Genomic DNA, 22,353 nt, shown 5'->3' on the forward strand with positions numbered 1-22,353 from the left:
ATTATTTTTTTTGTAAGAAATTATTTAATCTATTAAGGCGTTTTAAATATAAGTCCATTTTACGTTTTTTTCTCTTATTAGTTATTGAATTAAATAGCCAATTTGGAGTATAAGAGATCGCATATTCTTTTATTAGAGATACCAACCATTTATAAAAGGGTAGATCGAAATTTGCATAAGCGATGGGAGTTCTCCAATTCTCGCCATAAAAGAAGACCATCAACTCTTCACTATTTGTAGCTCCATGAAAGAGTTCCCCTTGAAATTCATATAGACTTAATTTTGTTACATATTTTTCCGGAATAGGATTGCCATAATATCCTCTTAAGCCCTCTGCTATCGGATATAGAACATAAATGTCTATATTCTCACCTTTCCGTATAATAGAGCCTAATCCTTTTCGATGGAAGCGAACAAGTTCGAATCCATATTCTCTTAACTCGAACAACATATTGAAGAAGGTATCTTGCTGCTCACTCAAAATCCATAGGTCAATATCATCGTCATGATCAATAAAGTCATGTTCTCTTATAGCACCGAGCATTGTCCCAAAAGCTAAAGAAAATTGAAGATTATTCTTTTCTGCTATTTTCTTAAATAATAATAAATTTTCTTTTGCAATTTCCTTGTTAATTCTTTTCTTTTCTGCACAAAGAGGAACAAATTTATATTTATATATCCCTTTAGGTGTATTTATTTTTTTCACTTTTTCTATATCTAAATGTTTATTCTTTAATCTTTTATGAATATAAATGTTTTATCTTTAAAAGTATCTTTTTTAAAGCAAAATAGGAGCATACTAAGAGAGGATGTTTGGCTAATTTATTATCTTTTAGCAATATATATCGTTCTCTTTCTGCCATAATATTATTTGTACTAATACCTCCAAGGAAGAATATAGATATCACTTCTTTTGTTTGTCTAAATCTATAACCATTGATATAGGCTCTTTGTATCAAATCAAAATCGCCATATATTTTGTATTTTAAATTGAATCCACCTAAGCTATCAATGACGCTTTTTTTCATCATAAATGACTGATGACTACTGCATAGATAGTATTTTATCACCGATAAATCTTGAATTCCTCTTCTTTTAGTATTACCCGAAAGAAACTTTAAGATTGTATCACCATAAACTATTTCCGCATTAGAGCTGACATTAACTAGAGCTTCTATGCCGTTTGAGACCAATTCGTCATCTGCACCTAGATATAAAACCCATTCTCCTCTTCCTTGTTTCCAGCCCTTATTCATAGCATCATATATACCTTTATCAGGTTCTGAGATGTATCTGATATTATACTTTTTTATAATATCAACAGTATTATCCGTAGAGGCTCCATCTATTACAAGGCATTCGATATTTTTATATGTCTGATTCAATACACTTAAGATGGCTGTTTCTATGGTTTCTGCTGCATTATAAGTCACAAGAACAACTGTAATTAAAATATCTTCTCTCATATTCTATTTGCTATTGAATAAGGTTTGTACTTCCATATCTGTTTTTTTTAGGCATGAGCTTCGCATACACCATACTACTGAAAGCCAAAGAATAAATGTACTAAATGAAAAACTTGGTAAGCCAAACGGATATAAACTAATTAGATTATATAAAATATATAGCGACATACCTTTACATAATGTATTATTTGAAAAGAAGAAACCTTTGATAAAAGCTACCAGTAATATAACAATATAGCAGAATAAATAGAGTAGTCCGCCCTTCAAGATGTAATATAAATAGCCTGTTTCTATAACTCCTCTGTTCATATCAGGAAAAGACTCAGGATCTCCTATCGGAAAATAATAAGTTCCGTCTAAGCCTCTACCAAAGATCCAGTCCGTATAATTATGATCTAGACTCCTATATAAATAGACTTCTACAACGCCTCTTGTGTCTTTATCCAACCTTTCGAGCAATAATGCGAAATTATCAGCAACCAGATAAAAAAGAATAGAAATGAATGCTATTACAATAACGAATATTATACCTTTAGTTACAAATCCATATCTTTTATCTAGCACTAAATATAGTGAAAAGCATAAAATAATAAGCAGTAGTAAAATACCACCTCTTCGCGCAGCAAATGCCTGAATAAACAAAGCTAATAAAAAACAGATAATAGTTAATACTTTTACTTTCTTTGAAAAAAATTGAGGAATAAAAAATACGATTAGTCCTGCAGTTAAAAAGGTCAGAGATCTACTTATTGTAAATAAATATTCTTGATATTCATTGAAACCTAAATTTGTATTATCTATAAAGATTGTATTGATGTCAATTATAAAAAAGAATATTCCGATTGTTCCATAAATGTATAAATATCTTTTTACTATCGGGAAGGAAATATTGTGGAGTCTTAATAACAATATAAATGGTAAGATGTGGGCCAGAAAACCATATGGATAAAGTAGCTGTCCTCTATATTCGGATAAATTGAATTTTAGGACAGGACGAAGAATTACTAAGAGAATAATAAAAAGCAAAAAAATATAAACAATATCAGTATTGCTTTTAAATGGTAGTGACCAGCGTTTAATAAAAAATGCATAAATAAATAGCAAATAGCTAACAGCACCAAGTGGATAATAGAGTTTAGGCATAAGTGGAGCAATTGTAAATAACAGAAGACTGGCGAGAAGTAACTCCGTTATTATTTCATTGTTATTTCTTCTAAGGGTGAATATATATTTTTTTAGCCTAACTCTCATGAATTTTTATTTTCTAAATGTCGTATTATACGACAAGGGTTACCTGCAGCTATACAATCTGTCGGAATATCTTTTGTAACAACGCTACCTGCTCCTATAATAGAACGTGCACCAATTGTAACTCCTTTCAAAATTATAGATCGGGTACCGATCCATACATCATCTTCTATAATGATATCTTTGCTAATTATTTTGTTGTCAGAATCTTTGCGTATTAAATAATCTAAACTATGAGAATCACTATCAATGATAATACTATCGCCTCCTATTTTTACATTGTTACCAATGGTTATAGATTTAGAAGACCATATACATGCAGAGCTTATTCCTACATTATTCCCTATTTTAATTGTAGCCCCTTTATATGCGCTGATACACGCCCGTATATTACGAGAAAGGGGGTTGATATTTAATCCACTGGAGATAGTTAAATTATTACCTATAATGATTTGTGAACCTTTACCCATATCAATAAATATCTTACCTCTTATACAGGCATTTTTCCCTATAATTATCCCAGCCAAACGAAATTTGATAGGATTCCAGATTCTGGAAAGAAAAATTGCAATTTTTACCGGAAGTCGGAAAATAAAATAGAAAGTATTTCGTGACATAGTTTAAATCTGCTTAGATAGAATGGATTTATAAATCGATATATTCTGAGTTACAATAGATTCAATGTTATGTCGTTTTAATGCGCAGTCTCTTGCATTTTTGCCCAAGTATGCGGCAAAATCCGGATCATTAAATACTTTTTGTATTTTAGCGCATAGTGTATAAGGGTCATTTGCCGGTATTAGAATTCCTGTCTCATTCTGTTCTATCAAAGAAGAAATTCCACCTACATTTGTAGAGATTACGGGTAGGCCTAATAATTGAGCTTCGCAAATACTATTGGGACTATTATCAATATAAGAGGGGTGTACAAACATATCAGCATCAAGAAGCTCCTTCGCTAAAGATTCTGCAGAGAGTACTCCTCGTAAATCAACATGAACATTTGCTGCTCTTATCTTTAATTTCCGTTCTGTTAATTTGGGGTCTATATTTCCAAAAATACGCCATTCAAAAGATAATGATGGCAGAGAGGAAAGAAGAGCCGCTGTTTTTAATATTAAATCAAAACCTTTATAAAGAGGTGATGATATTGTTGTCGCTATTATAATTTTATCCCGTTGATGAAACCTCCATGGTGTATTTGTATAGAAAGGAGAACGTAACACCTCACTGCAATAGTAATAATTTGAGCCTGGAGATAATATTGATGTTACTAATTTATCCCATTCTGTACGTCCCATATAGTTTCGAACATACGAAAGCCTTTTTAACTCTTGTTTGGCTCTTATCGAAAAATATTTATAGCCTCTGAAATAAGAATATATACGTAATGGATTAAAACGAAATAGAGAATACATCCCCATATTACTGTATCCTGGAGGATACCATGCATTCAAATAAGGATTTATGATCCCCTGTATATGAAGGATAACAGGTATAGAGGTATATTTGGCAACTAATCCGAAAGATTTCTCAGAGCCAAATATGTGGATAATATCAGGATTAAAATCATTTATAACACGTAAAAAACGGTGAATATTCTCGTCATTTCTTTGATCCGGATTTAGCTCATGTAATACTTTTTTTAATATATTACGTTTTTCATATATTGGATAATAAGTTACATTATTTTTTTTAATTTTAAAAATAGTATCTGAATGGAAAAATGATATTGCTAGATCTATTGTCGGATTAGTGCGAATATTCGATTCCAACGATTCGATCCAACCTCCGCCATTGTAAGCATTATTGTTTTGTTGATATAAAGACGCTGTATTTGTAAACCAGAGAACTTTCATATTGTTGCAATATTTAGAAATTCTTTTACTAGCATGTTTTTATTTTATATTATATCTTTTTATTCGTTGCTTTATTTTGTCTTTCATTTCTTTACTTAGAGCTATATTGTACACAGGTATAATAACTGATATTAGCGATATTACGATTACCCATGTTAAAGATAGTATATTGTCAGCCAGGCTATAACAAACGATTATAGGTATAGGTAAAGAACAAATGATAATAAATAATATTGGAATAAATACATCGGTAAATAATCTATTTATTGGTAAACGTATATATTTATGAAGTAAGAATAATTCTATAAAAAACCCACAAATAGATGCTATAATATGAACAATAAAAGGTATATAAAGAGCTACCCCTTCCTTTAATAAAATATAAGATATAGGTAATACGGCTAATAAGATCCCCCCGGATACAATGTTTAATAATTTTATTTTTCCTGTTGCATTAATGGCCATCACGAAAGGACGTTGTAAACATGAGATTAAAGATTGTAAGAGAATTAATCGACAGAATAAGGCTGTGTATTCAGGAACTTCTACTAGCCAAAGTTTTAATATTATTTCTAATTTTAAGAATATAGGGAGGAGTAAACACCACATCATGCAAAAAGAAAATTTAGCGTTCTGAAATAACAGAGTATATAATTCACTTATTTTTCCAGCAGCATATAGTTTTACTATTTGTGGATTCACTGCCGTTTGAAAATTATTAACAAAAGATGTGATTGCATTGTTAACTTGCACGGAAATTCCTCGTGCGGCATTAACTGCTGGTCCAAAAAATATGTTTAATACAATATTAATTCCTTGTGTTGCTCCAACGACAGCACCACTTCCAAAAGTATTCCAACCGGAGAAAGTTAATATAGATTTATATATGGATTTATCTGATACTAATTCAAATCGGCATTCAGAGTATTTCTTTCTACAGTAAATAATATAAATATTTATTATAATGCTATTTACTATAAAAATTAGGAACGAATAAGTAATGAGTTTATCATATTCTGAAATAGATAATAGATAAACAACTATTAGTTTTAAAGTAACATCAATAATGCTTACATATGCATAAACATTCATTTGCTCATGTGCTATGATACTGGCATTATATGGAACTTGGATGATAGATAGAAGTATAGCAAAAACAGAAAACTGATAGACCCAGAAAGCCGCATATTCACGATTTTCAGGAATGCTTATCTCATTTTTTAAAAACCAAAGTCCAATTGTTTCTGCAAGAATTAGGATTATTAAGGCTAAAATAATGTGTGTGTTGAGTGATGCCGAAAAGATTTTTTTCAGTCCAACGAAATTGTTTTTCCCTATTTGAAATGTTAGAAAACGTTGGGTTCCAGATGTCAATGAGCCATTTATAAAGGCAAACATAGCTACAACTCCGCCAACGACATTGTATATCCCAAAATCCTCTACTCCTAATGTTTTCAATATTACGCGGGAAGTATATAAATTAACCCCCATTGTGAACAACATCCGAAAATAGAGAAATAGAGTGTTTTTAGCTATACGTTTATTATTCTCTTGCATTATAATTATTCTTATCAAGTATCAGCTTCTTCATTTCTGTTCGAAATGTCGAATAAATCGTTTCTTAGAGTCCATAATGAAGCTCCTAATAAGGATAAAAACATAAAACATACTAATATTATTTTCTTAGATGGTTTTGAAGCTTGTAATGGTTTTACCGCTGGTTGAATAACCGTGAAAACAGGCGTTGTATTCTGTACTTTTAGTTTTGCCATCTGTACCTGCTGGGCTGTCTGATTATAAACAGAATAGGCTAGGTTTGATTCATTCTGTAACCGTTCTTGTGTTGTCCCAAATTGAGCGGAAACAACATTAAGATTTCCATCTGTAAATGTTGCCAGAGCTTTTTGCGCCTTATAATAATTTATTTTCGACTCCTCATATAGTTTTTCTGCATAGGCTAAATCATTTCGAGCTTTTTGTGTACGATAATTGATGACATATGCCTGAAGGTAAGAAGTGAGTGTATCTGCTATATATGCAGATATCTCTGGGCTCTGCATAATTATCTCGAGAGTAATAACTCCTGTCTTTTTATCAGAATTAATAGTCAATCTGCTTTTTAAATTATTCAGTACATTTTGTTCTTCTTGAGAAATAAAACGACTATTTGGAGCTTTTATCATATTTATATTTTTATCATTCGATGAGAATTGCTTTTTTAATAATCCTCCAGCATTTAATATATAACTCCACCAGGCGGCCGACTGATGGTCGTTTAAATATGAGTAGAGAGTAGTATCAATGTTCTTATCGGCATCTATTACCGGAATATCGAATAACCCCTGGAGGAAAGGTGAAGAATTAATGATGTCTGGGTAGAGGTCAGGAGAAGCCAAGGCATCTGTTCCTGTCATACTATTTAAGTTTATTCCGGCTAAAGCAGCCAAAGATCCCATTGTTCCCGAGGTTTGAGTATCGGGGACTAAAATGACCCTTGTCGTATATTCTTTCGGAATACTAAAAGCAACCACCAATCCGAGAATAAAAGCTATACCAACAACTTTTAGTATAAACTTTTTCTTTAGCCAGATTTTGTTTACCAATGCCAATAAGTCTATTTCTTTTTCCTCTGATATATTATCTTGTCTTTGTCCTTCCATTTTACTTGCTCAAATTATTTATTAATAAAGCAACGACAGAAGCCATAGAAGTAACACTGGTCCCTAGGCTTAATATCTGAGCTAATGACATTTTCTCTTTCTGTTCCTTAGATGGGATAACAATATTACATCCCGGTTGGATTGCATCTCTATTTGAACCCTTTACCTTTGCAACAGTTCCATTCATATATACGATATATGCTCTTTTCTTTTCTGCCAAATCACTGTATCCTCCAGCTTGATTAATGTAATAAGATACTTTCTGTCCTCTTTTGTATAGAACAGTATTTGGGTACATGACGGAGCCATTTATTCTTACCGTATTATCATATTCCGGTACAATAAGTTGATCTCCTTCACGAAGGACAAGGTCATATTCTGATTTTGGATTTGCAATCGCTTTGTCCAATTCTATACCTACTGAGTAATAAGGATTAATGTTTAGTAAATCTGTAGAAATAGAATCTTTCAGTCCCTTCGATAGGGCTTGCATAGCTTTTCTTTCTTCAGTCATTTCCATTATTGTTTTCTCTCTTAACAATCTTGCTCCTGCAGAAAATGCGTGGGGGGTTAAATTGCCAGCTCGTTTTACAATATCCGAAAGCCTTTCAGTTTTTTCCTTCAAAGCATATCTGCCCGGAAATAGAACTTCGCCTGCAATCTCTATATTTCTCTGCTCGATATATCCCGGACTACGGCGGATGTATACCTGATCGTATGGATTCAATACAAAATCCGGTGGACCATCTACTATCAATCCATTTTTTATATTAAATGTATAAATATCGGCTATCACATTTGGACTCTCAATACTTAAAGGGTCAACGATCCTTCTCGAAACATCCACTTTTGCTAAAGAGGCTGATTTTAGAAGCCCCCCGGCCTTGATGATTAAATCTTCGATGCTTGTTCCTTCTGCATAGTCATACTCTCCTGGAGTCTGTACATCTCCATAAATGGTGAAGCTGCCTAATTCAACTAATACGCTATCTGAAGCTACGAGGAGCATATCGTTTTTCTTCAGGTTAATATCAGCGGTACGGCCTTCAAGAAGATTTTTCAGGTTGATAGGAACTGTTTCACGAGTTAAGTCAGCTTTTTCCCTTGTGAGTATCGCTCTGTTGAGGAATGCATTTTCTTTAATGCCTCCGGCTTTTTCTATTAGATTCTTTATTGTTTTTATCTGTTCGCCCACTTCATAGTAACCGGGTCTGAATACAGCTCCTTTTATTTCAACTCTATTGTCAAACTGATTTAATCCCGCACTAACAAAGATGCTATCTTTATCGTCCAATATGAAGTTCTCAAAATCTTTTGAACTAACAGTATATGCCTTATCGTATTTCCCTGTCTTTCTGGTAATATCTATTTTTTCTTTGTATGCATCACCCGTAAAACCTCCCGAATATTTGATTAGGTCTGAAAGGGTTTCGGTTACTGTCATCTCATAAAACATAGGGCGTTTTATTTTCCCTACTATCTCTACAAGAGAGATATATGGAGGAACCATAATAATATCTCCGTCCATCAAACGGGTTTCGCCACTTGCATTCCCATTCAATAGGTACTGATAGATGTCTATTGTTTTTATGAGCTTACCTTTACGATACAGTTGAATAGAACGTAAAGAACCGATGTCATTTATCCCTCCTGCATTGTATAAAGCATGAAATACCGATGAGAGAGAAGATAAAGCATATGTACCCGGTACGGCCACCTCTCCTAATATGTTTATCTGGATAGTACGTATTTGGCCTAAAGTAAGTTTTATTTGAGAAGACCCTCCTTCATTACCGATGCCTGAATAAACACTCGAAAACTTTTGTTGTATATAAGAGTTTGCTTCTCTTATTGTCATTCCGTTTAAGTAAACAGGGCCAAGCCTGTCTACCACAATACTCCCCTCCGGAGAAATTATTTGTTGCAGTGATGCTTGAGATGCCCCCCAGATATCAATGACTATTTCATCACCGGGTCCTAATTTATAATCTTCGGGCGTCGGGATATTCATATTAGGTAGAAATGAAAGATTCTTTTGGTTGAATATATTTTTACCGAAAATTACAGGTTTGTTATCTTCTAAAAGGCCATATTCTCGTTGGTATTCCAACAGTCTGGCTATGGAGTCATTTCTAAGAGCATACGTTTCACTCGTTACGTCTTTTCTGAGTGTTGGTCTGCTTGTAGGGGTGTTTATATTGCTGGTATTCTGATTTTGCTGATTTACCTGACTTTTTATCCTTAATAGCTGGTCTTGAGTTGCTCCCCGCTTTAAAAGTTCGGTAGCAATCATTTGTTGGGAAGTTCCTTTGGCTGCCTCTGTTTTAACATATTCTATGACCTGTGAATCGGACATCTGGGCAAACAACAGGTTTCCTGAAATTAATGAAATAAAAAAATAAAGAATAACTCTTTTCATATATTTAAAATATTAAAGGCTTAAAAGCAATGACTCTAGATTTTCTATGTTAATTTGTCTTGAAGGTTTATATTTTAATACACAATTCAATAATCTATAAATATCCTTTTGCAACAACCATCAATGTGTATTTAGGTGCCTATCAGATGGTTCTGGGGTAATCTATTTTGATATTGTGTCTCGATCATACAATGTTTGTTATTTTTAACGTTACAAATGTAGCTAATTTTTAAGTTAAAACAATTTTAGATAATATATATATTGGTATCCGGAGTCGGTTTCAATACAATCAAGATTGAGGCTACTTTTGATTTCCAAATAACTCTTCTTCAACGATACAGCAAATAATATGGGCTATTAGTATATGTGATTCCTGTATCCTTGGAGTTTCCTCCGACGGAACTTTTATGCAAATATCACATAGCTCAGAAGCTTTGCCTCCTGATTTACCCGTCAAAATTATAGAATTTATACCTTTTTCTTTACATGCATGTAGTGCCCTGACAATGTTTTCGGAGTTGCCGGATGTTGTAAGACCGATAAAAATATCGCCTTCTGCACCCTGAGCATGCACTTGTCTCTCAAAAAGCCTATCGAACCCGTAGTCGTTTCCTATTGCAGTTATAATAGATGTATCAGTTGATAATGCTATGGAAGGGATTCCGGGTCTATCGAAATAAAATCGGCTAACAAACTCCCCGGCTATATGTTGTGCATCTGCAGCACTTCCTCCATTTCCTGCAATCAGTGTTTTTTTTCCTCTTTTGTAAGCATCCACTGTTGCTGTAGCAGCATCTTTGATGCTTGCTATGATGGCAGGATTGGATAGTATAGATTCCTTTACAGAGATAGACTTTCGGATGTGCTCTGTAATAATTTGTTCAAGTTCCATATTCTGTTTTAGCTAATTAGTCCCAAAAGTAACTTTTTTTTAACAATTTTCACGGTTAATTGTTAGTAACTTTTTAAATAAAAGAGAACATCATCTTTTTCATTTCTACAACTTATAATTATCTTTGCCTCTATGGAAAACAAAGTCTTTACATATTTAGAATTTGCCTTGCCAATCCATAACTGTGTGACTATACCGGAGTTGGGTGGGTTTATTGTCAATCAGGAGGAACCATTGCATCATATTGATGCTAATGTGTGCGTACCCGGATATATGATAACTTTCAACCCTGATCTGAAGCATGATGATGGTGTAATCGTCTCTTATTATATAAGAGACGGTAAAATGACATATAATGCTGCATTGCAAAAAATAAAAGATTTTGTCAAAGGCTTAAAACAAGAGCTTTCTACTCAAAAGCCTGTATCTTGTGGAAGATTGGGTAGCTTATACATGAATAAGGAAGGTAAACTTCTGTTCGAGGCTAATTCATCTTTTGTGTTTCCTTCTCTTTATGGTCTTACCGCTGTGGGGTTAAGCAACCTGTCGAATATAAATAGACGGGAGTCTGCTTCAAGAAAAAGCTTTCCGATTAAATATACGCTCGGAAGTATTGCCGCTGCCTTGGTTGCAATGTTTTTATTCACTGTACCATCAGCAAATGTAAGTAATAATACAGGTTTGCAAGGTGCCATAACTCAGCAGTCAGGCTTTATCTATTCTCTTGCAGAACAAGTAAAACCATTGTTGGAGGCTGATTCTGTTAAAGTTCTAGAAACCAAGGTAGAGAGCAAAGAGCCTGAAGCACAGCCTCAATCTTTACGTACATACTATATCATTGTAGGGGGAGAGGATACACAATCCAGAGCAGAACGTTTGTTGGATAAGATTAAGAAGAGTGGTCTTCAGAGTGTAAATATCTTAGAGGCAGGAGGTCGTTTCCGTATCTATGTAGCTTCATTCTCTGATAAGCCTGAAGCCGAAGGCTTTTTGGACACATTCCGTAAAGAGAATCCAAAATACGAAACAGCTTGGTTGTATTCCAAAAGGAACTAATTAGTAGAGCGATATATAACAAAAAAAGAGGAAAGATAAGTCTTTCCTCTTTTTTGATTTTATAAATATCTTATTTATTCTTTTTCTCCGTATGCCAAATCTCCGGCATCACCTAATCCGGGAACTATATATGCCGATTCGTTCAGTTCGGGATCGATAGCCGCAGCCCATATTGTAGTCTTTTCCTGAGGGAAGTTTTTTGCACAATAATCAATAGCTTGCTTACTTGCTATTATAGTAGCTATATGTACATGGCTTGGCTCACCTTTGGTCAATAGCGCCTGATACGATAAATCCATACTGCCACCTGTAGCTAACATCGGGTCGGTAAGGATCAAAACCTTATTCTCTATTTGTGGAGAAGCGATGTATTCGATGTGGATATGAAAACTTTGATGGTTTTCTCTGTATTTCCTGTAGGCAGAAACAAAAGCATTCTCTGCTTTGTCGAAGCATTCCAGAAATCCATGATGAAAAACAAGTCCTGCACGAAGTATTGTAGCGATAACGATAGGGTCGGTAGGCACATTTGTGATCGATGTACCCAGAGGTGTTTGAGTTTCGAGCGGCGCGTAATTCAGTGTTTTACTGATCTCATAAGCCATTGTTTCTCCTATGCGTTCAACATTTCGTCTGAAACGCATGCTATCCTTCTGGATGTCTACATCGCGCAATTCGCTGACAAAACGATTGAGGATAGTGTTTTGCTCTGAAAGATTTATAATTCTCATCTTGATTTTTGACTTTAAAGGTATAAGTTTTCTTTCACATTTCTATTTGTCTTACGAAGGAATTTATTCATTCCATATTTTCCATGCTGCAATGGCTTGCAGCTCGAGCATTTGGGCTCCGTTTTTTATGCTAGCCTTATTCTCTTTGCCCAGCCTCAGAAACTTTGTTTCAGCCGGATTATACACCAGATCGAAAAGCAGGTGTTTGTCTGTGAGCAGGGTGTATGGGATGTCGGGGGCATTGTCTACGTCCGGAAAAGTGCCCAGTGGCGATGTGTTGACGATGACGGTATATTTCTCCATTACCTGTGAGTCGATATCGCTGTATGATAATTGTCCTTCACTCGGAGTTCTCGATACATATATCCACTCTATGCCTAGTGCATCTAACGCTCCTTTTACCGCTTTGGATGCACCGCCTGTTCCTAATATCAATGCTTTTTTATGGATAGCCGTATTGATAAGCGGCCTGATAGATTCCTGAAATCCGATAATATCGGAGTTGTATCCGATCAATCTTATTGCATTGTTTTTGTCTCGGATTACTTTTACCACATTTACGGCCCCGATCCTTTCAGCCCCTTTGTCGAGCCCATCGAGGTATGGTATTATTTTTTCTTTGTATGGGATTGTTACATTCAGACCTTTAAGGTTTGGATAGTTGCGGATAATATCAGTAAATTGAGAGATATCTTCAATCTCAAAATTGAGGTACTCTGCATCAATTCCCTCCTTTTCGAATTTCTCGGTAAAGAATTTCTTGGAAAATGAGTGTTTCAGAGGGTATCCGATTAGTCCATACGTGTCCATAATGCTAATTTTTTCTCTATACTGCAAAAAAATAGGATAACTCCAATTTGGTGTTACCCTATTTTTAAATCATTTACCTATTACTTAGAAGCTTCAGGTTTGTAGCGGCTATTCAACAGGGTTATCACCTTCTGTGTAATATCATAACCATCTTTGGCTAACAGAACATTATCCAAACCTGTATTGCTAAATATCATTTGGTAGTTGGCTGTTTTGTTCATCTCCTTCAATATCAGGCGAACAGAATCGGCCATCTGCGTATTTACTTTTTGCTGTTCTCTCAGATAATCTTCTTGCAATTTTTGAGCCATTGCATGCAGGTCGCTTTCCAATTTTTGGATACGTGCAGCTTCTTGTTGTGCTCTTTCTTGACTTAAGAATGCATTGTTTTGAACTTTTCTCTGAAATTCTGCGCCTTCGGCTTCTAGTTGTCTTTGCTTTTGGGTAAGAGTAGCATTTGAACTATTGTACTTTTTCATCAACGCATCATTCGCATCTTTAGCATAATTGTAGTTTATCAAAAGTGAATCTACATTTACATAAGCTATAGGAAGCATGCCGGTAGAGTCTCCTTTTGTGAATGTGAGAGATGAGTCTTCAGTTCCTGTGTTTCCCTTATTAGATGTGAAAAATAAAATGAAAAGGACGATTATTGCAACAGCAAAAACGCCATTAATAATGTAAGAGATATTTTTCATTTATAAAAACATTTAGTTAATCTTATCCTGTAGCAAAAAACAAGGCGCAATTATGCCTGTGTTTTTTAACGACTTGGCAAAGATATATCTTTATGTTAAAACAACATCAATTTTAAACCTTTAAAAGTTGTAAAAAAATTGCATTTTAAGGTATATCTCTTTAATTTTATATGTTATTATGAAAGTGTAAGTAATAATTAAAATATTAATATGACAATTAAAGATTTAAAACCGAGTGGTATATGGAATTATTTCCACGAAATAACTCAAATTCCGAGACCTTCTAAAAAAGAAGAAAAAATAATCGCTTACCTATTAGAATTCGCAAAAAAACATAACCTGCAAGCCAAAAAAGACGATACAGGCAACGTTTTGATAACAAAACCGGCAACCAAGGGTAAAGAAAATCTTCCGACCGTAATACTTCAAGGGCATGTAGATATGGTGTGCGAGAAAAATAGCGGAACCAAGCACGATTTCGACAACGATCCGATAGAAACCTATATAGATGGAGATTGGCTCAAAGCCAAAGGAACAACTCTGGGTGCTGATAATGGTATGGGAGTTGCTGCTGCTTTGACTATCTTGGCTTCGGATACAATAGAGCATGGCAAGCTTGAATGTTTGTTTACTGTAGACGAAGAGACAGGTTTGACAGGAGCGTATGCTTTAGGAAAGGATTTCCTTACCGGAGATGTGCTTATCAATCTGGATACAGAAGAAGAAGGTGAAATATATATAGGATGTGCCGGAGGTAAGATTACCACTGTTACATTTACATATAAGAAAGAAGAAGTGCCTGCCAATTATTTCTGGTTCAAAGTACAAGTGAATGGATTGAACGGAGGGCATTCCGGAGCAGAAATCCATAAAGGATTGGGTAATGCCAATAAAATATTGAACCGCTACTTGTGGGAGCTCAATAAAAAACAAGATTTGGTGCTTGCCGAGATCGACGGAGGAAATCTTCACAATGCTATTGCCCGCGAGGCTTACGCTATTGCCGGAGTGCCATACAGCAAGAAGGAAGATGTAATCGTAGAATTGAATACACTGGTTCCACAAATTGAGGGCGAACTGAAGGTTGTAGACCCGAATGTAAAAATGACGGTGTCTTCGACAGATACACCTGCTTTTGTACTCGATAAGGAAACAACCGGCAATTTGCTGAACGCAATTTATGCTTGTCCTCATGGCGTATTGGCGATGAGTCATGAAATACCCGATTTGGTAGAAACTTCTACAAATCTGGCTTCTATAAAAATGAAGGAGGGTAATACAATTGTGATAACAACAAGCCAAAGAAGCTCTACAAATTCGTTGAAAGATGATGCGGGTAATATTGTAAATGCAGTATTTACATTGGCTAAAGCTGAGGTTGTGCATTCGGCAGGATATCCCGGATGGAAGCCAAATCCAGATTCTAAAGTATTGGCGGTAGCTAAGAAGGCATACGAAAGCCTGTATGGCAAAGAGCCTGAAATAATGGCTATACATGCCGGATTGGAATGTGGTCTGTTCTTGGAGAAATATCCGCATTTGGATATGATTTCATGTGGTCCGACAATTCGTAATGCGCACTCTCCCGAGGAACAGATAGAAATTCCTTCTGTTGCCAAATGGTGGCCTTTCTTATTGGAAGTGTTGAAGAATATTCCGGCTAAATAATAGCGAAAAGCCGGTTTTAAGAATACGAGTATGGGTGTGTGTAAAAAGTGACTTTGATCGTAAAGATTTACTTTTGACACACGCTCATATCTTTTTTTCTCTTTTTTTTAAGTAGTCAAGTAACAAATCCAGTTGTATATTGTTTTTATTACTTACGTATTAATTAAATCAATTGAATTATGGATAAAATGAAAATAGATATATGGTCGGATATAGCTTGTCCGCATTGCTATATTGGAAAACGTAGACTCGAAAAAGCTTTGGAGCAATTTCCGCATCGTAAGAATGTAGAACTTGTTTGGCACAGCTATGAGTTAGATCCTAGCTTACCGAAGAAAGCCGGAACACAATCCATTTACAGCTATTTTGCCAAGAAGTTTGCTATGTCCGAAGATGAGGCTCGCCGTACGCAGGCCAAAGTGGCCCAGATGGCTAAGGGAGTTGGGTTGGACTATGACTTTGATAATCTCGTTGTGGTTAGCACATCCGATGCTTTGAGATTGGTGAAACTGGCAAAGGAATCTAGTTTGGGAACTGAGGCCGAAGAAGTTTTGTTTGATGCTTATTTTGTCAAAGGTCGGAATATAAGCGACCCTGCTGTGTTGGTACAGTTAGGTACAAGCATCGGTCTGCAAGAAACTGAAATCTTGGCTATGCTCGATAGTGATAAATATCTTTCGGAGATAAAGAAGGATATAGAATACAGCGAGAATGAGCTTGGATTGGAATATATTCCTTTCTATTTGTTTAATAATAAGCAAGTGGTGCAAGGCTCTATCCCTGTGGAAGACTATCTCAAAGTGCTGAATGAGGCTTATGCCGAGTGGGAAGGCAGCGGAGTTTCGTCCGAAAAAGGAGAAGTCATAAGCGGGCAATCGTGCTCGATAGACGGAGTATGCAGCTTGTAGAGATCTGATATATAAAAGAGGCTGTCTGGTAGTTTTTACTGTTTTTTGTCATTTGGATATCTTGAACATCTTGAATTGGATATCGGGAGAGGAAAGTGAAGATAATGACAAAGAAGCACTGATGAGAAAAACTATAAGACAGCCTCTTTTCTTGTGATACTAAGACTTTTTGTATAATATTGTCGTCGGATAATGCTAATTGTTTAACGCACAATTTTTTATATTTATAATTATCTAGTAGAAGAGGCTTAGTTTCCGAATGTAAAAGGTGACAGATAAAAATAATAGAAAAAGTGTTACTTTTGTTACTTTTTAACAATCAGTTAAATTAAAGTTGTTGTATAACAGTCGAATACGAAATAATCAAAAAGTAACACCAAACTTAATAACTGTAACAAATGAAATATAGAGTAGTAGAGCTAGCTAAGATTAATATCTTTTCTTCATTTATGAAGTCCATCGGAGCTTCTGTTGTGCTAGTCTTGTTTCTTATGTTATTTAATAGTTGTCAGGAGGGTAATGACTTTTCGGATAGCGAAGAAATCACACTCTCATTCTCTAATGATACAATTCGTTTCGATACCGTTTTTACAACCTTGGGCTCGGCTACAAAACAGTTTAAAATATACAACAGAAACAATAACTCTCTAACCATACAATCCATCGAATTGGTGAACGCTTCAAAAAGCGGTTTCCGTATGAACATCGACGGCGAAAAAGGAACCAAGCTCACCAATGTGGATATACTCAAAAAGGATAGTCTGTACGGATTTGTTGAGGTAACGGTAGATCCCACCAATACAAAGAACCCGCTGCTGATAAGGGATTCGATTCGCCTTGTTGTGAACGGCAACATACAATATGTGCAGTTGGAGGCCGTAGGACAAGATGTATATATCTGGAAAGACAAAGTGGTGACAACCGACTCGGTGATAACAGGTGATAAACCACTGCTTATATACAATTCGCTTACCATAAATAAAGGTGTGACTCTGGATGTACAAAAAGGAACAACTTTCTTCTTGCGGAACAATGCTTCTGTAGATATATATGGTAGTGTCATAGCGCAAGGAACGGTACAAGAACCGATTGTTTTCAGGGGAAGCCGCTTTGATAATATAGACGGAAATATACCATACGATAATACTCCCGGACAATGGAGCGGGATAACTTTCCATGCCGAGAGTTATGGCAATGTCCTCAATAATGTAATTGTAAAAAATGCAGTACGGGGAGTAACATTTTCGGCGGCAGATACCCAATACAAGAAAGCTGAATTTGCAAACACAATTGTACAGAATACATCAGAGTATGGCTTGTTGGCGACAAACTGTTATATAAACTTTCAGAATTGCTTGTTTGCCAATTCAAAAGGTGCGGCTATTTCGTTGATCGGCGGGAAATATAGTTTCTTACATTGCACGCTGGCTAATTATTATAGATGGTCGATGCGTCAAAAGGAGTGTCTGGCTATCGGGAATGTGTATGAGGGAAAGGCTTATGATTTGGATAAATGCGATTTTATCAACTCTATTATATCCGGCTCAGCTTCGGGTGAACTGCTGCTAAGTGGAGTTAGTACAGTTGCATACAACTATAAATTTCAGAACTGCCTGATTAAAGCCATTGAACAAAAGGATGAGCACTTTGTAAATACTGTGTGGAACGCAGATCCATTGTTTGTAAATATAAATAATAATAAGGATTATTCATATAATTTCGAACTGCAAGCCACATCACCTGCTATCGGTAAGGCAGACAGATCTTACTCGTTGCTACTACCTTATGATCTAAAAGGACGTTCGAGGCTTGCAGATACCGATCCTGATATTGGTTGCTATGAACGGAGTGAGTAAAAGGCTATTGCTCTTGGTTCTTTTGTGTGCCTTCGTCTTCTTTTTGACGGCGCAGGAAAAGTTTCGGGTTATGTTCTATAACGTTGAAAACCTGTACGACACAAAAGATAATCCGGCTACAAATGATGATGAATTCACTCCCGGCGGACAGTTGCATTGGACTAATTATCGCTATTGGCAGAAGTTGCATAACATAAGCAAAGCAGTGTCTTCGGTAGGGGAGGGATATCCTCCGGCGATAGTGGGGTTGTGCGAAGTGGAGAACGACTCTGTTCTTTATCATCTTACAAAGCGAACCGCATTACAGAAACATAAATATGAATACGTGATCACTCGGTCGAAAGACTTGAGGGGTTCAAATGTTGCCCTTCTTTATCAACGTGATCAGATAAAGATACTGAGCCGGAAATCATATACGCCCGATTTGGGAGACTCGGTACGCTCTACAAGAGATATATTGCATGTTACGGGCAAGGTAGTTAATGGCACATTGTTAGATGTTTTTGTTTGTCACTTCCCATCACGTCGTGAAGGTATCCGCAAGACCAGACCGCACCGTATAAAGTGCGCCCAACTGTTGAAACATAAAGTAGACAGTGTCTTGCACCTTCGTAAAGGGGCTAACGTTATCATTATGGGAGACTTTAACGACTACCCGAATGATATAAGTATGTCCGAAGTGCTCGGAGGAAAAAGGATCGAATCCGATATCTCAACTAAAGGTTTGTATAACCTTCTTTACGACAGGATTGACAAAAAGGGAGCAGGCTCTTACAAGTATAAGGGTAAATGGGGTTTTATTGATCAAATAGTTGTCAATGGAAACCTGTTAGAAAAAGGAGGAAAGGTATTTGTAAAAGATAAAACCGTACACGTTTTTTCGGCTGAATTCTTGTTAGAGGCAGACAATAAAAAGTATGGTGGACAAAAACCGTTCAGGACCTACTCAGGCTTCAAATATCTTGGTGGATATAGTGATCATTTACCTATTTATATGGATCTGCTTATCAGTCCCTGATTTATTTGTCGTCCAAGGCTTGACTTACGTTGCCGAACACCGCGGCAAGCAGTACTCTTACCTGTTTTAGCCCTTCCTCGTCTATGCCGTCGAGTGCGGCTTCCATGGTGGTGTAAACAGCTTTTCCGGCTTTTTCCTTGATCGACTTGCCTAAATCGGTGAGATAGATAAGGTTGGATCGACGATCGCTAACCGAAGCATTGCGATACACCAGATTTTGTTTTGTAAGATTATCTAGCAGGCGTGTCATACTAGGCTTATCCTTGAATGTTGAATTACATAACGTCTGTTGTGTAACCCCGTCTTCGCGCCACAGAAAAGCAAGGACAGTCCATTGTTCGGGAGTGATATCCAGTCCTTCTTTTTTGAAGTTCCTGTACATCATCCTGTTTATGGCCATCGATACTTTACCGTTAATAATGGGAAATATCAGGTCCAAATCCTGATCTAAGTTCAATGTTTCCTCGGTCTTCATGCATGTTCGTTTTCTGATTTTCATCACAAAAATAAGATAAGAAGTTGGTAAGTACAACAATTTTTGACAGTTTAGCATTTGTTGTTTTGATAAAAAAGCCTATCTTTGCACCTCATTTGTAAAAATGTATGTTTAATTTATAATTAATTAATTTATGAACAATTACGAAACCGTTTTCATTTTAACTCCCGTTTTGTCTGATGTTCAGATGAAGGAAGCGGTAGAAAAATTCAAGACTCTTTTGGTCAATGAAGGGGCCAAAATAGTAAGTGAAGAAAACTGGGGACTTCGCAAATTGGCTTATCCAATTCAGAAGAAATCAACCGGTTTTTATGCGATGTTAGAGTTCGAAGCTGATCCGTCTGTTATCGCTAAACTTGAAATTAACTTCCGTCGCGACGAGCGTGTGATCCGTTTCTTGACTTTCCGTCAAGATAAGTTCTCTCACGAGTATGCATTGAAGAGAAGAAGTTTAAAATCATCTAAAAAAGAAGAAGTAAAGGAGAATTAAGCTATGGCACAACAATCAGAAATCAGATATTTGACTCCGCCTTCAGTTGATGTGAAGAAAAAGAAATATTGCCGTTTCAAAAAGAATGGTATTAAATACATCGACTACAAAGACCCTGAGTTTTTAAAGAAATTCCTTAACGAACAAGGAAAAATTCTTCCTCGTCGTATTACAGGTACATCATTGAAATTCCAACGTCGTGTTGCACAAGCTGTAAAGAGAGCTCGCCATTTGGCTTTGCTTCCTTACGTAACAGACTTAATGAAATAAATAAGGAGGAGTAAGAAATGCAAGTTATATTAAAAGAAGACATCCTTAACTTAGGATATAAAGATGAAGTCGTAACTGTAAAAGACGGTTATGGACGTAACTACCTTATTCCCCAAGGTAAAGCTGTGATAGCATCAGAGTCTGCAAAGAAAGTATTAGCTGAAAACCTAAGACAACGCGCTCACAAACTTGAGAAAATCAAACAAGATGCTCAGGATTTGGCTGCTAAGTTGGAAGGAATTTCACTTACTATTGGTGCAAAAACAAGTTCTACAGGTACTATCTTCGGTTCTGTAACTAATATTCAAATAGCAGAAGCTCTTGAAAAATTAGGCTACAATGTAGATAGAAAAATTATTCTTATCAAAGAAGCTGTGAAAGAAGTAGGTAGCTACAAAGCTATCGCTAAACTTCACAAAGAAGTTTCTGTAGAAATACCTTTCGAAGTAGTTTCTGAATAATTATCGAAATTATATAGCAGGGAGGCGGTTATTAAAAATAATCGCCTCTTTCGTTTTTATTGTACAAGCTTTTTAGCAGTAGGTTTTATAGTTTTTATCATTATTTTAGACCTGCATTGCTACATTATTTCTTGTAACATCAAATTATCACTGTATTTAAGAATATTATATTAATAGGTGTACTATATTATGGTTTCTGTGATATAGAAGAATTCTATATTGTATAATTTGAGTTTAAAGTATTGATTTATAGTATTAATACATATCTATGAATATTATAATAGCATGTTGTTTATGATGTTATTTATAAAAATTGTAACTTAGCAAGGATTTGAAAATTAACTTTTCAGGCATTTGCTTGTTTAATTATATAAAATAACAAACGATAATATAAGAATAAGATGAAAATTGGATTCGTTGGATTAGGTAAGATGGGCGGCAAAATGGTAGAACGCCTTTTGAATCATGGACATGAAGTCGTAGTTTATAACCTTACTCAGAAAGAAGTTGATGAGGCAGCCTCTAAGGGTGCTATTCCGGCTACAAGCATAAAGGATTTAGTAAATAAACTGGAAGGACGCAAGCTTGTGTGGCTGATGGTTCCGGCAGGAAAACCTGTGGATGAAAACATTGCAGAACTATTGACGCTACTTAGCCCGAATGATATAATCGTAGACGGAGGAAACAGCTACTGGAGAGAAACTGTAGAGAGAGGAAAGAAAATAAAAGAAAAAGGAGTTCATTACCTCGACTGTGGTACCAGTGGTGGTGTATGGGGATTGCAGAATGGCTACTGTCTAATGTATGGCGGAGACAAAGAGGCTTGTGATTTTGCAGAGCCTATATTTAAAAGCTTAGCTCCCGAAAACGGATATATGCGTTGTGGAGAAAGTGGTGCAGGCCACATGGTGAAAATGGTGCATAATGGCATCGAATATGGTATGATGCAGGCTTATGCCGAAGGCTTTGAGATAATGAAGAACTCACCATACGGGGTAGACTTGGAAAAAGTATCACGTGTGTGGATGGAAGGTTCAGTCGTTCGTTCATGGTTGCTCGAGCTGATCGGTAATGCATTAGAAGGTAACGAAAATCTTGAAGGAATCAAGGATTATGTAGCCGATAGTGGTGAAGGTCGCTGGACAGTACAAACAGCAATGGACTTTGATGTTCCTGCTCATGTTATTACAGCTTCGCTTTTCACTCGTTTCGAGTCACGACAAGAAACTTCGTATGCAATGAAACTTCTTGCTGCCATGCGTAATCAGTTTGGTGGTCACGAAATCAAAAAAGACTAAGCCCCGCAGTATCTCCGAGGAAATATTGAAAAGAATATAACGAAATGCT

Annotated in this window: 22 protein-coding genes; 9 read left to right on the forward strand and 13 right to left on the reverse strand. The window is 35.9% G+C overall.

Annotated features, from left to right (window positions below):
* Window position 1: 1 nt before the first annotated feature.
* The 9 genes from E4T88_RS07235 to E4T88_RS07275 form a co-directional block, all read right to left on the reverse strand.
* A complete protein-coding gene (locus E4T88_RS07235; RefSeq protein ID WP_135104796.1) occupies window positions 2-706 on the reverse strand; it encodes a LicD family protein in 705 nt (234 codons plus the stop codon).
* Window positions 707-740: 34 nt separating this feature from the next.
* Window positions 741-1,466: a glycosyltransferase family 2 protein gene (locus E4T88_RS07240; RefSeq protein ID WP_135104797.1), complete on the reverse strand. Its 726-nt coding sequence runs from the start codon at window positions 1,464-1,466 to the stop codon at window positions 741-743.
* A gap of 3 nt (window positions 1,467-1,469) precedes the next feature.
* A complete protein-coding gene (locus tag E4T88_RS07245) occupies window positions 1,470-2,609 on the reverse strand; it encodes a hypothetical protein (RefSeq protein ID WP_167755441.1) in 1,140 nt (379 codons plus the stop codon).
* A gap of 104 nt (window positions 2,610-2,713) precedes the next feature.
* The gene (locus E4T88_RS18375; RefSeq protein ID WP_135104799.1) at window positions 2,714-3,331 is read right to left on the reverse strand and encodes an acyltransferase; all 618 of its coding nucleotides are present in this window, start codon (window positions 3,329-3,331) and stop codon (window positions 2,714-2,716) included.
* Window positions 3,332-3,334: 3 nt separating this feature from the next.
* The gene (locus tag E4T88_RS07255) at window positions 3,335-4,573 is read right to left on the reverse strand and encodes a glycosyltransferase family 4 protein (protein WP_135104800.1); all 1,239 of its coding nucleotides are present in this window, start codon (window positions 4,571-4,573) and stop codon (window positions 3,335-3,337) included.
* 39 nt (window positions 4,574-4,612) lie between these two features.
* Window positions 4,613-6,130 carry a lipopolysaccharide biosynthesis protein gene (locus E4T88_RS07260; RefSeq protein ID WP_135104801.1) on the reverse strand — a complete coding sequence of 506 codons (1,518 nt, stop codon included), beginning with the start codon at window positions 6,128-6,130 and terminating at the stop codon, window positions 4,613-4,615.
* Window positions 6,131-6,144: 14 nt separating this feature from the next.
* Window positions 6,145-7,233 carry a Wzz/FepE/Etk N-terminal domain-containing protein gene (locus E4T88_RS07265; protein WP_135104802.1) on the reverse strand — a complete coding sequence of 363 codons (1,089 nt, stop codon included), beginning with the start codon at window positions 7,231-7,233 and terminating at the stop codon, window positions 6,145-6,147.
* A gap of 1 nt (window position 7,234) precedes the next feature.
* Complete coding sequence (locus E4T88_RS07270) at window positions 7,235-9,652, reverse strand: SLBB domain-containing protein (RefSeq protein ID WP_135104803.1); 2,418 nt, start codon at window positions 9,650-9,652, stop codon at window positions 7,235-7,237.
* Window positions 9,653-9,953: 301 nt separating this feature from the next.
* Window positions 9,954-10,544, reverse strand: coding sequence for a D-sedoheptulose-7-phosphate isomerase (locus E4T88_RS07275; RefSeq protein ID WP_135104804.1), 591 nt, complete (start codon window positions 10,542-10,544; stop codon window positions 9,954-9,956).
* A 132-nt stretch (window positions 10,545-10,676) separates the two neighbouring features.
* Between E4T88_RS07275 and E4T88_RS07280 the strand changes: the two genes are divergently transcribed.
* A complete protein-coding gene (locus E4T88_RS07280) occupies window positions 10,677-11,600 on the forward strand; it encodes an HU domain-containing protein (RefSeq protein ID WP_135104805.1) in 924 nt (307 codons plus the stop codon).
* 74 nt (window positions 11,601-11,674) lie between these two features.
* Here E4T88_RS07280 and upp read toward each other — a convergent pair whose 3' ends face one another.
* The 3 genes from upp to E4T88_RS07295 form a co-directional block, all read right to left on the reverse strand.
* On the reverse strand, window positions 11,675-12,331 hold the full coding sequence (gene upp / locus E4T88_RS07285; RefSeq protein ID WP_135104806.1) for a uracil phosphoribosyltransferase: 657 nt from the start codon (window positions 12,329-12,331) through the stop codon (window positions 11,675-11,677).
* 63 nt (window positions 12,332-12,394) lie between these two features.
* Entirely contained in the window at window positions 12,395-13,141 is a 747-nt protein-coding gene (locus tag E4T88_RS07290) for a shikimate dehydrogenase family protein (protein ID WP_135104807.1), read from the reverse strand.
* 80 nt (window positions 13,142-13,221) lie between these two features.
* A complete protein-coding gene (locus tag E4T88_RS07295; RefSeq protein ID WP_135104808.1) occupies window positions 13,222-13,839 on the reverse strand; it encodes an OmpH/Skp family outer membrane protein in 618 nt (205 codons plus the stop codon).
* A 210-nt stretch (window positions 13,840-14,049) separates the two neighbouring features.
* Between E4T88_RS07295 and E4T88_RS07300 the strand changes: the two genes are divergently transcribed.
* The 4 genes from E4T88_RS07300 (at window position 14,050) to E4T88_RS07315 (ending at window position 19,289) form a co-directional block, all read left to right on the forward strand.
* Window positions 14,050-15,507, forward strand: a complete 1,458-nt coding sequence (locus E4T88_RS07300; RefSeq protein ID WP_135104809.1) for an aminoacyl-histidine dipeptidase — start codon at window positions 14,050-14,052, stop codon at window positions 15,505-15,507.
* Window positions 15,508-15,686: 179 nt separating this feature from the next.
* On the forward strand, window positions 15,687-16,415 hold the full coding sequence (locus E4T88_RS07305; RefSeq protein ID WP_135104810.1) for a DsbA family oxidoreductase: 729 nt from the start codon (window positions 15,687-15,689) through the stop codon (window positions 16,413-16,415).
* Between the two features lie 398 nt (window positions 16,416-16,813).
* Window positions 16,814-18,271 carry a right-handed parallel beta-helix repeat-containing protein gene (locus E4T88_RS07310; protein ID WP_135104811.1) on the forward strand — a complete coding sequence of 486 codons (1,458 nt, stop codon included), beginning with the start codon at window positions 16,814-16,816 and terminating at the stop codon, window positions 18,269-18,271.
* A 70-nt stretch (window positions 18,272-18,341) separates the two neighbouring features.
* Window positions 18,342-19,289, forward strand: a complete 948-nt coding sequence (locus tag E4T88_RS07315) for an endonuclease/exonuclease/phosphatase family protein (protein ID WP_135104812.1) — start codon at window positions 18,342-18,344, stop codon at window positions 19,287-19,289.
* A gap of 1 nt (window position 19,290) precedes the next feature.
* Here E4T88_RS07315 and E4T88_RS07320 read toward each other — a convergent pair whose 3' ends face one another.
* Window positions 19,291-19,764 (reverse strand): MarR family winged helix-turn-helix transcriptional regulator, encoded by a 474-nt coding sequence (locus E4T88_RS07320; protein ID WP_135104813.1) that lies wholly within the window; start codon window positions 19,762-19,764, stop codon window positions 19,291-19,293.
* Window positions 19,765-19,918: 154 nt separating this feature from the next.
* On the opposite strand from E4T88_RS07320, the gene rpsF reads away from it, so the two are divergent.
* The 4 genes from rpsF (at window position 19,919) to gnd (ending at window position 22,304) form a co-directional block, all read left to right on the forward strand.
* On the forward strand, window positions 19,919-20,275 hold the full coding sequence (gene rpsF, locus E4T88_RS07325) for a 30S ribosomal protein S6 (RefSeq protein WP_006843294.1): 357 nt from the start codon (window positions 19,919-19,921) through the stop codon (window positions 20,273-20,275).
* A 3-nt stretch (window positions 20,276-20,278) separates the two neighbouring features.
* Window positions 20,279-20,545, forward strand: coding sequence for a 30S ribosomal protein S18 (rpsR, locus tag E4T88_RS07330; protein ID WP_006798740.1), 267 nt, complete (start codon window positions 20,279-20,281; stop codon window positions 20,543-20,545).
* A gap of 17 nt (window positions 20,546-20,562) precedes the next feature.
* A complete protein-coding gene (gene rplI / locus E4T88_RS07335; protein ID WP_135104814.1) occupies window positions 20,563-21,006 on the forward strand; it encodes a 50S ribosomal protein L9 in 444 nt (147 codons plus the stop codon).
* A 401-nt stretch (window positions 21,007-21,407) separates the two neighbouring features.
* Window positions 21,408-22,304, forward strand: coding sequence for a phosphogluconate dehydrogenase (NAD(+)-dependent, decarboxylating) (gnd, locus tag E4T88_RS07340; protein ID WP_135104815.1), 897 nt, complete (start codon window positions 21,408-21,410; stop codon window positions 22,302-22,304).
* Window positions 22,305-22,353: the final 49 nt, after the last annotated feature.

The organism is Dysgonomonas mossii (assembly GCF_004569505.1).
Lineage (GTDB): Bacteria > Bacteroidota > Bacteroidia > Bacteroidales > Dysgonomonadaceae > Dysgonomonas.